This window comes from Fulvivirga kasyanovii (assembly GCF_009711405.1).
Lineage (GTDB): Bacteria > Bacteroidota > Bacteroidia > Cytophagales > Cyclobacteriaceae > Fulvivirga > Fulvivirga kasyanovii.
Genome location: NZ_SMLW01000427.1, coordinates 1 through 9952 on the forward strand (window position 1 = coordinate 1; position 9952 = coordinate 9952).

The following is a 9952-nucleotide window of genomic DNA, read 5'->3' on the forward strand; positions in this document are numbered from 1 at the left end:
ATCAACAAGTTGAGTAATACGTCATCGGTACGACGGCAGGAGGAAGCAATCCCCTGATAACACAGACAAACCTGATTGAACCGGATTCCTCCGGATGGGAGATCGCTCGTCTGACTTTTATGAAATCAATTAAACCCATAGTACTAAGGAAATATAAATTATATTCCTTTGTTTTGTCAACCTGATAATTTTAAGTTTTCAACTACATGAAGTCACTATTCCAAGTTAATCTCGGTGGTATACTCAAAGTACTTTCCGACAACCTTTACAGCCATAAAGAGGTGTTTGTACGCGAGCTTTTGCAAAATGCTGTGGATGCGATCAAAGCCAGAGGCCATAAGGAGCAGTTTGAAGCACGTATTAAGGTGGATTACTATGACGCTGACAACCACCGCGGACTGGTGATCAGCGATAATGGCATTGGGCTTACCGAGGATGAGGTCAACGAATTCCTGTCCAAGATCGGGGCAAGCTCAAAGTCGCAGCAGGCTTTGGAAGAAACGAGGAATGACTTCATCGGCCAGTTTGGTATCGGGTTGCTCTCCTGCTTTATGGTAAGTGATGAGATTGTGGTCCACTCCAGATCTGCAAAAGCCGATTATATGGTAAAATGGGTGGGCAATATTGATGGCACCTATCAAACAGAAACCATTGCCGATACTGACCGTGAAGCAGGTACTCAGGTAGTGCTGAAACTGCGGAACAACATCGATTTTGATCAGGATAAGCTTATCATGCTGCTCAATTTATACGGAAAATACCTGGGCATACCTATCGAAGTAGAAGTCAACGGGCAATACCTTACTTCTATACAAGGCACTTTTCCCTGGGACAACAAAACCGGCAGTGATCAGGCCCTTAACCTGGGCAGGGAAATATTTCAGGAGAATTTCTCCAACTTCCTGTACATCCGCGACAGCTCCGGAAAAACCAAAGGCATAGCTTATATTATGCCTCACCCTACCCATTTTGGCTCTACTCAAAGCAACCAGGTCTATATCAAAAATATGTTCATCACGGCGCATGCTCAGCACCTGCTACCGGAGTGGGCATTTTTTGTGAGGGTGATCATCAATTCGGAGAACCTTTCTCCTACGGCCTCAAGGGAAGATATTTATCACAATGATACCTATGAAAATGTTCGCGAAGACCTGGGCAATGCCATCAAGGAATACTTCATCGACCTCAGCAAAACCTCGCCGCAGTCGCTTGAGCGCATCATCAAAGTACATGGGCATGCACTCAAATACATGTCACTTTCTGACCCGGAATTTCTGGGCTTTATTGCCAACTGGTTTACTTTCTCTACCACTGATGGGGTGCTGACTTTGCAGGAAATCAAAAAGCGGGTGCAGACCGTTTTTTATATTTCTGATGTGGATGAATTCAGACAAATCGTACCGATAGCGAAGGCACAAAACAAGCTGGTCATCAATGCGGGTTATGTGTACGACTCGCAAATACTGGAGGCATTGGGCCACATAGACAGAGAGCATTTATATCAGGCTATTGACACGGAATACTTCGGCAACATCCTGAAATCTTTGAACATTGAAGTGTTTGACCGGCACAAAAGCAGGCTCGATACTTTGCAGGATTACCTGCTAAAGTTTGATTGTGAACTGGAGATCAGGCAATTTGTGCCCGATAACATACCTGCTACCTTCCACCTTTCGGAAAGAAAAATGATGGCTCGCGACATAGAGCAGATCAAAAACGACAGTAACGATCTATGGGCCGGCATATCCAGTGCGGTAATTGAACCCACGGTATCATTCCGCTCCAAGCTTTTTCTCAACTTCAATAATTCTATAGTCCAAAAGCTGCTTCACAAGCCGCAGGAGAAAATGGAACGTCCACTGGTAGAGATGCTGTACATCAACGCTATGCTTATGGGCCACTACCCACTCAACCAGCAGGAGCTGGAGGCTATGAACGAAAACCTTACTTACATTCTGGATCAGTCATTTTAACAACAACGATGGACGCTACGCAATTAGAAACTATTGAAGACCTGCAGAAGGTAGTTAACTACCTGATGGGCGCGAATGACACACTTGTCAACAAACAATTGGCTTTTAAGGCCATTCAAAAGGCCCAATTTTTCAAAGACCTTGACCTGGAGTTTGAAGCCCGGTACGAGTATATGTCGCAGTGTACCTTCCTTAATTTTGATGAGGAACTGATAGCACAATTCCCATGGTTCCTCAACATTTGCGACCAGCATCCCGGCAGGTTCAGATACCGCTCCGTACTTTGGTCCTTCAAATGGGTGCTGGATGTAATCCCGGAGTACCATAAAGTATCGCTACAGCAAATCGACAGCCTGCTACAGGACTTCGAGGCTCGTTTTAAAGCTTTTGGTGCGGCGGACAAGATCATTCAACATTACTACATGAAGGTGTATGTGAAACTTGGCGACGAAGAGAAAGCCCAACAAGCCTACGAAAAATATAAGCAGGCCACGAGCAATCACGTATTGCTGGACTGCAAAGCCTGCCAGAGCGACAGCTTGCTGAACATCTTTTTAATGACAAAGGAATATCAGGCCCTGCTCAACACGGCTAAACCTATACTGGATGGAAAGATTACCTGTGCCGAAGTACCTCTCCTCACCTACCCTAAAGCCCTGATGGCCGCCATGAGGCTTGAAAAATGGGATTTGGCAGAGGTATATGCTTCCAAAGCACTGAGGCACCTGAACAAAACTGTTGCCTTCCCGGTAGAATACAGCCAACTACTCCTATTCTACACCATAAAAGGTGATTTCGTCAGTGCCCGGGCCATTTTGGAACAGCAGTTCCCTTTACTGCTCGGCCGCACTTCTGACTACCTGCATTTCCACTTCTACCTTTCTGCTGCCCTCTTCCTAAAGGCTATGGAGAAATCAGGAAATGCAGCTATCAAACTACATTTCAATCTAAAGCAGCCCCCATTTGATATTGCTGATAAAGATGGCGAATACCCTACCCCTGACCTGAGCCAATGGTTTAGCGAACAGGCGGCACATCGTGCAGGGTTACTGGACGGCAGGAATGGGAATGATTTCTACATGAATTATTTAGAAGAAATACAGGAATGGACTGATCAACAATTGGACAAATAAAATCTATCCTTCTGCCATTTCGATGGATTATTAACGATGTATTGCGAAATCCTCTGAAACGATTGGTCATTTCGAATGATATGATCATGAAAACGTGATTGCCATGCAAAATCTGCATGTTATTTTCCGGCATTCGAACATGCTGCGTCCTTTGTACCATCGGATGATTTTTGACAGGTTGTCGTGCAACATGGGATTTTTGTTGCCGGTGATTCCGCCGGGTGGATTGGATGATTCCGGATGGGGTTGTGATCCGAATTCCGGTTGATCCGGTTCCACCACGTTCGGTCCAATCCCGCCATCCGGTTTATCAATAATCACAATTCCATGCACATGATTGGGCATAACAATATGATTACCCAATTTGGCAAATGGAAAATGATCGGGAATTTTCAACCAACATTCATTGACCATATGGTATCGTCACCGCGAGGCACGAAGCGGTCCCCATATTATGAGAACTGCGCTTAATTATAATTCGACACCATTTGCCTACTGCTTTTGCTGATTGCATACTGATTTTGCATTTCACCATCCACAATTTCACCAAAATAATGATCCCTGTTTTGTGTACAAATCGTAATAAAATATGCGGCATTCCAGCCATAATCCAGATTATTGCCCTGCAGAATAAAATCTATCCTCCCCCCATTTCAATGGATTATTAACGATGTATCGCGAAATCCTATAAAATGATTGGTCATTCCGAATGATATGATCATGAAAACGCGATTGCCACGCAAAATCTGCATGTATTTTCCGGCATTCAAACGTGGTGCGTCCTTTGTACCATCGGATGATTTTTGACAGGTTGTCGTGCAACATGGGATTTTTGTTGCCGGTGATTCCGCCGGGTGGATTGGATGATTCCGGATGGGGTTGTGGTTTCAATTCCGGTTGATCCGGTTCCACCACGTTCGTAGAGACGCGATTAATCGCGTCTCTACGAACGTCCCCAACCGATAACCCATCGCTATCGTCCACATCCCGTCCAACCCCGCCATCCGGTTTATCAATAATCACAATTCCATGCACATGATTGGGCATAACAATATGATTACCCAATTTGGCAAATGGAAAATGATCGGGAATTTTCAACCAACATTCATGGGCCGTTTCACCCATTTCTGATCGGTGCATTTCGGCATTAATAATTTTACCGAAATAATGATCCCTGTTTTGTGTACATATGGTAATAAAATATGCGGCATTCCAGCCATAATCCCAGAATGATGCACGTGCGGAGGCAATGCGATATTTGTTTTGGTAGGTGTCGGACATTGATATTTTCTATATACGTTTTAATTTCATGTATAGAAGAAGCACTTTTTCTATACATGTACACTTTCAAGATAAATGTGTAAACCTATGGGGAGGGATTACTGTGGTGATTTTCCTGAAACAAAAAAACCGCGAAATCGCGGTCTTAAATTTATCTCTTTATCTCAACAAATCTTAGAATGCAGGAGTATATCCTTTAATATACTCTGGTTTATACTCTTTAACTGAGGATAAATATTTCTTAGTATCAACCATTCCTTTTTTAGTTGAATTACTATCTGTATTATCAGTACTAGTTTGTTTCTTCAAATATCTTTCCATAATTAAGAAATACTTTTCTCTATCAGGAGCTTTTCCTATAATAGCACAAATATATGGCAATTTTCTTATCCCTATGAAGATGCAAACATTTACTTCTTCTCCAACTCACTATGATATCTATACGACTGCTTAATCAAACTCATCAAATAATCAAGATCTGTTTCTGACGTTACAACTGCTTCGTAATCACCTATTCCCCAATGGCCAATTTCTGATACATCGCGAAATAGACCTTTCGGATCGTCCAGATGGCCGTTTTTAAGATTGATGCGAAGCTTTAGTTTGACTTTTTGAACCTCAAAATCTGCTATGACCTTTTTGTCCACCTTAAAGCCGATATACTGCTTTACCGGATTCATCTCTACATTTTCAAGCTCCAGAATCCGGTCTTTTAATTCGAGGGCCAACTCACGGACTTCCGCGCTGGCTTTCTGGAGGTGGTCTTCTTCGGTATAGACGACAATTTCCCTGCTCACATCCTGCACGCGTTCATCAGACGAGGTTGAGGAGATGGTTTTTACGCTTTCCTGACTGGTAGATTTGTGTTGGTTGAGGATGATCGTATCATTAGAGTATCTTTTGATTTCCCAAAGCTCAAAAGGCAAGTCTTTGAAGTCTATACTTTGCTTCTGGTAGGTGCTGAATTGCGGTGAGATAAAGATGACTCTGGACTGGCTCCAATCTACATCATTCCTTTTCAGGAATTTGGATTTGCTCTCATTGTATTCAAGGATAAACTCTGACTTGTTGTTGAGCATCAGTGACAGGTATGAATAGCCCTGATCGATAACTGAGTAGTTTTTTCCTTTTTTGTATTCGATAATGACGAAAGAGTTGGTTTGCTGATCAAAGCAGAGGGTATCAATTCTGAAGTTCTTCAGCGGAAACTCCGATTTCACAAACTCAAGCCCAAATAACATGTCAAGATTTTCTTCTACGAGGTTTTGGATGTCCCTTTCCAGTTTGAAAGGGATGTTTTTAATTTCTTCGAGTTTGGTTTTGGTGAGTTTGTATAGGTTCATGGTGCTTAAATAGTTGAAAGCCCAAACTTGGTTTTTAAGTGTTCTGGATAGACCTCCTTAAATTTATCATCCTTAAGAATTACATTAATCCAGTCTGTATTTCGGCTACATAGATTAATAACAGCTTGTAAATGGGAATAGACGAACCTAAAGAACAACTCCCCATTCCATACAAACATTTTCAACCTGCAATCAATTTTTGACAACTCATATTTATCGGTAAATGTCGGAATACTTTCCTCTTTTGCAATGACCTTATCAGTCATAACAAAAGGCCAATCTTTAGTTTCTTTATTTAATAAAAAGGATTTAGCTTGATCCATATTGTACTCTTGGAGTATCAGCGCTTTTGATCTACGAAGCGATTCAATCGCCACTTTAATCAAAAACTTACTTGTAGCATTTTCACTATTATCGAAATTTTTAAAAGTCATCTTAAACGTCTTTGTTTTTGGATCCCATTCGCCAAAGTCTTCAGGTTTAAGATTATATATTTTTATGAAATCTTTTCGAAAATTATCATCGCCTCTTACATCTACATTCGTCTTTGAATAAGCGGGCTTACCTTTCTTAGTTTTAATAGCCTTACGAGCCCTTTCAAACCCAAAAATGGTTTTTGTGAGCACTTTCTACTTCAAACTTGGAAAAGTTGTTGTTACAGGCATCGCAAACAACCCCCTTTTCAAGAATATAATGACTATTCCCCATGGATTCAGGAACAATATGTTCTACTGCTGTAAAGCTTTTGCCGTCAGGACAGAAAAGGCAATTGCATTCTAAATTGGTCATGGTATTAGCCTTCAAGCCATTCAAATAACTCACTTAATTCACTTTCAACCTCATCTACAGATAACTTTCTTTTTTGTAATTCCTCTGCAAACTTATCTCTTGGATTTTTGCCAAATTGGGTCAGATTGAAAGGAATATTTTTAATGATTCTCCAATCCAAGAAATAACTTATGTCGTTATTATTCTCATTTTTTTGGTCAATTGTATCGTCTCCCCACCATATCTTACCCGCTTCGAAAAAGGAGTTGTAGTATATCATGGTTTGCTCATGATTGGATAGTTGAGCTCGAATTGTTTTAATATACTCATATTTGATTTGCCAGTCCTTCTTAGGGTCTGAGTCGAACGGAGGGCTTGTAACAACAAACTTTATCAATTGGTAAAGGTGCCGAAAATAATGTCCAAGTTTAGAAGCGTGACCATCAAATGGATAAAACGTTGTATCCAGCTCTGCCCTTCCTTTTGACGAACTGACTTTAAGGTTGTATTTACCCTCTTCAATTAATTCATTATTTAGAGACAATTCCTTTAGTCGTTCATCCCTTTGACTTCTATTTATCCTAAAATTCCTCTGTTCACTACAGAGCTCCCGAATACATTCTACCATAAAAGGTGAATGTATTCCTTGATTATTGTAAATCATGCTCCCCTCGGACAATTGGCCTACCCCAAAGAAAAATATTGAATATGATAATCCTGTTAATACATCTAAATCGTCTTTAATTTCTGGTTGTTCGCTTTCTCCTAGCCTGACTTTCTTATTCCACTTGTCCCTTGTTCTCATAACTACGTGGTAAATAAACTTGAATTCGAGGTACATTTTAACAAAGGCCTTTCTTCCAAAATATTGATTATCAATCTCTACTTCATTTACATTCTCCTTATGCAGCCTTAACATCTCGTAAAACTTCGTTTCAAACCTGTCTTGCTGTATGTCTTTTCTTAACTGCTGATTTGCCTCATACTGAATATAAAAAGCTAAAAAAGTAAAAAGAACTCCCAAAAAACCAATAAAGGGAGCCGTTGTCCCTCCGATAGTGTCTCCGATTGCTCCATCAGAGGTGCCGAATGTAATACCTGTAAAGCTTTCACTGGTGATCAAGGCAGGGACAAAAATCAACAATAGTCCAATGAAGAACAGAATGAGTAAATAGGGAGTTAGTTTCTTCAAGTTCATTTTTTAAATCAAACCCACTTCATAACAATTTAAGTGAGGGTATTTTAAACATTTAGCCCCATATTTAGCAACTCTTCAAAAATTCAACTCCTTTATTACATTTTGTAACTCAAATAAAGCCTTACTTTCTGCCATATGCCAAACCTTTTTAAAAGGATACTCCTCCTTGCTCATAATATGGTCACCATTTCCAATATTGTATACATGTAATTTTCGACCATCAGATAGTTCCATTTTTCTAATTTTTATTCTCTTAGGCAATACCTCAGTTGCAGTCACGTAAAACCACTCTTGTCCATAATCAACTATTGAAGCATTGATATCATTGAGGAGCAATTTTAGTTTCTTAAGGTGAGGGGAATCATTATATTTCTGCAACTCAGAAACCAAACGAATAGCACTCCAATTGCTATACTCTATGTAATGTGACTTGAAGTTAAAGAACTGAGCCTTGATGAGAGGATCATTCGCTATAGAAGAGCCGTGATATGCAAGGTAGATATCCTTACTTTGATAATCCGGTAACGTATCTGTTATTGTTGATATGGTGTTTAGCCTATGAGACAGTTCTGTTTGAAGTTTATCTTGAATTAAAAGATTTGCATGAGCTTGTAATTTTTCAGCTTCTATCTTTTTCATTTTTTCCTGATGATTGCTATACAAAACTGAAATACTGCCTACTATAACTGTAGAAAGTAAAAAAGAGCCAAAATTCGAATTCAAAAAAGAAAGGAGTTTACCGCCTTTCTTTTTTCCTGACTTATCTTCTTCAAGCTGTTGCCTAACCTCCACCCTATACATTTCCTCAGCCCTGATTTTATTCTTTTCTTCTTCTGAGAGCATTACCAATTAGTTTAAGTTAAAAGTTATACATCTAGAAGGATCAATTTAATAAAAGACTGAGAACTTATTTTTTCCTATTACAAGCATTCAACACCTTCGTTTTGAAAAAAACACTAAATAGCATATCCATAATTTTGTGCATAGGTATTTTTACCTATCAAATTGAGTAAATTTACCTAATGCAACTCACCTAGCGATTGCCGTCAACAATCCTCAGCCCATCTACAATCAAAATCTACTTCATCTGCTTAGCCAGCAACATCTGCCTGTTAAAATCATCATCCCTCTCTCGCTTTTCGATGCTTTCAAGTTGTCGTGATATAACTCTGTTGTAGTTATTCACCTTATCTGACATTGTAAAAAGGTCGATCAGTGCCCAAAGGCCCAGGCCTCCTAATGTAAACCAGTATAGGATTTGTAAGCCCCACTTATCCAGATAAGCATAATGCAGGCCGAACAGGAAATAAAAAAGGTAGGCGGTTCCTGTTGATTTGAACTTGGATTGTAAATAATATTTATTGCTCATAGCGTTAAGTTTTTTTGAGCAATAAGCTCAAGTGCAATTGAGTCATCAACTTTCTTTTCCGAACATCAACAACGACTTTCCCAATGACCATTTAGGGTTTCTCAAACACCTGCCTACCAAATCCCCAAAAATTCCCTTAATTTACACTCATGAATGTACGCCTGACCCAAGAGCAAAAAATCAAAGTCCTTAACTCGGAAGATGTGTATCGTGTGATGCAGCAGGTTTTGCTGCGGGAGAATAAGATCCGCAGAAACCAGGAGCACTTCTGGGTGGTGGGGCTGGATAATAAGAATAAGATCCTTTTCATAGAGCTGATTAGCCTTGGGGCTGTCAACCGGGTGCAGGTGGCGCCGCCGGAGATTTTCAGGATGGCGATCTACAAACTGGCAGTGCAGATGATCCTCGTACACAACCACCCGAGCGGCGAACTCACACCATCTGAAGGTGATAAGGACGTTACGGACAAAATGATTAAAGCAGGCCAGATGCTCAACATTGAGGTTATTGACCACCTCATCATCTCTGAAAAGGAGTATTTCAGCATGGCGGATAAGGACATTATCGAAGAACTGAAAAACAGCCACAATTATGTGCTGATGGATAGGGAAAAGGCGCTTTTGGTGAGTATGAAGATTGATGCGGCGCGGGAAAAAGGTGGTAAGGAAAATAGTTTGGAGATAGCGAGAAAGATGCTTTCGGATGGCTTACCTATTGATACTATTGTAAAGTATACAGGGCTTAGTGAGAAGGAGATTGCTGCGCTGAAGGAGTAGTTTTGGTAATCGGTTTTCGGTAAACAGTAATCGGTGTTTTAAGGGGTGTTTTACTTTCAAACGCGTTCGACTCAAGCAGGACTACACTTATCGTAATTTATTATCTTGCTA

At 40.4% G+C, this 9952-nt stretch carries 11 protein-coding genes; 3 read left to right on the forward strand and 8 right to left on the reverse strand.

Features of this window, described 5'->3' with window-relative positions; translation table 11 throughout:
* The first annotated feature begins 206 nt into the window (after positions 1-206).
* Together E1163_RS06275 and E1163_RS06280 are read left to right on the forward strand one after the other, a co-directional pair.
* Positions 207-1973, forward strand: a complete 1767-nt coding sequence (locus E1163_RS06275; RefSeq protein ID WP_246223526.1) for an HSP90 family protein — start codon at positions 207-209, stop codon at positions 1971-1973.
* An 8-nt stretch (positions 1974-1981) separates the two neighbouring features.
* Positions 1982-3106, forward strand: a complete 1125-nt coding sequence (locus E1163_RS06280; protein ID WP_155170587.1) for a hypothetical protein — start codon at positions 1982-1984, stop codon at positions 3104-3106.
* Between the two features lie 615 nt (positions 3107-3721).
* Here E1163_RS06280 and E1163_RS06285 read toward each other — a convergent pair.
* From E1163_RS06285 to E1163_RS06320, 8 genes are all read right to left on the reverse strand, one after another.
* The gene (locus E1163_RS06285; protein WP_155170588.1) at positions 3722-4387 is read right to left on the reverse strand and encodes a transposase; all 666 of its coding nucleotides are present in this window, start codon (positions 4385-4387) and stop codon (positions 3722-3724) included.
* 174 nt (positions 4388-4561) lie between these two features.
* The gene (locus E1163_RS06290) at positions 4562-4708 is read right to left on the reverse strand and encodes a hypothetical protein (RefSeq protein WP_155170589.1); all 147 of its coding nucleotides are present in this window, start codon (positions 4706-4708) and stop codon (positions 4562-4564) included.
* 89 nt (positions 4709-4797) lie between these two features.
* On the reverse strand, positions 4798-5730 hold the full coding sequence (locus E1163_RS06295; RefSeq protein ID WP_155170590.1) for a DUF5655 domain-containing protein: 933 nt from the start codon (positions 5728-5730) through the stop codon (positions 4798-4800).
* 5 nt (positions 5731-5735) lie between these two features.
* Positions 5736-6356 (reverse strand): hypothetical protein, encoded by a 621-nt coding sequence (locus E1163_RS06300; RefSeq protein ID WP_155170591.1) that lies wholly within the window; start codon positions 6354-6356, stop codon positions 5736-5738.
* Positions 6328-6519, reverse strand: a complete 192-nt coding sequence (locus tag E1163_RS31655; protein ID WP_155170592.1) for an HNH endonuclease — start codon at positions 6517-6519, stop codon at positions 6328-6330. The genes E1163_RS06300 and E1163_RS31655 overlap by 29 nt, the downstream gene beginning before the upstream one ends.
* Before the next feature lie 4 nt (positions 6520-6523).
* Positions 6524-7696 (reverse strand): putative phage abortive infection protein, encoded by a 1173-nt coding sequence (locus E1163_RS06310; RefSeq protein WP_155170593.1) that lies wholly within the window; start codon positions 7694-7696, stop codon positions 6524-6526.
* A gap of 75 nt (positions 7697-7771) precedes the next feature.
* On the reverse strand, positions 7772-8539 hold the full coding sequence (locus E1163_RS06315) for a hypothetical protein (protein ID WP_155170594.1): 768 nt from the start codon (positions 8537-8539) through the stop codon (positions 7772-7774).
* Positions 8540-8774: 235 nt separating this feature from the next.
* Positions 8775-9065, reverse strand: a complete 291-nt coding sequence (locus E1163_RS06320; RefSeq protein WP_155170595.1) for a TM2 domain-containing protein — start codon at positions 9063-9065, stop codon at positions 8775-8777.
* 149 nt (positions 9066-9214) lie between these two features.
* Here E1163_RS06320 and E1163_RS06325 point away from each other — a divergent pair, with 149 nt between their 5' ends.
* Positions 9215-9841, forward strand: coding sequence for a JAB domain-containing protein (locus E1163_RS06325; RefSeq protein WP_155170596.1), 627 nt, complete (start codon positions 9215-9217; stop codon positions 9839-9841).
* The last annotated feature ends 111 nt before the right edge of the window (positions 9842-9952 follow it).

Bases quoted from the DNA above. Each gene is read 5' to 3' on its own strand.
- E1163_RS06275 (WP_246223526.1), top strand. From the start codon at position 207: ATGAAGTCACTATTCCAAGTTAATCTCGGTGGTATACTCAAAGTACTT.
- E1163_RS06280 (WP_155170587.1), top strand. From the start codon at position 1,982: ATGGACGCTACGCAATTAGAAACTATTGAAGACCTGCAGAAGGTAGTT.
- E1163_RS06285 (WP_155170588.1), bottom strand. From the start codon at position 4,387: ATGTCCGACACCTACCAAAACAAATATCGCATTGCCTCCGCACGTGCA.
- E1163_RS06290 (WP_155170589.1), bottom strand. From the start codon at position 4,708: ATGGAAAGATATTTGAAGAAACAAACTAGTACTGATAATACAGATAGT.
- E1163_RS06295 (WP_155170590.1), bottom strand. From the start codon at position 5,730: ATGAACCTATACAAACTCACCAAAACCAAACTCGAAGAAATTAAAAAC.
- E1163_RS31655 (WP_155170592.1), bottom strand. From the start codon at position 6,519: ATGACCAATTTAGAATGCAATTGCCTTTTCTGTCCTGACGGCAAAAGC.
- E1163_RS06310 (WP_155170593.1), bottom strand. From the start codon at position 7,696: ATGAACTTGAAGAAACTAACTCCCTATTTACTCATTCTGTTCTTCATT.
- E1163_RS06315 (WP_155170594.1), bottom strand. From the start codon at position 8,539: ATGCTCTCAGAAGAAGAAAAGAATAAAATCAGGGCTGAGGAAATGTAT.
- E1163_RS06320 (WP_155170595.1), bottom strand. From the start codon at position 9,065: ATGAGCAATAAATATTATTTACAATCCAAGTTCAAATCAACAGGAACC.
- E1163_RS06325 (WP_155170596.1), top strand. From the start codon at position 9,215: ATGAATGTACGCCTGACCCAAGAGCAAAAAATCAAAGTCCTTAACTCG.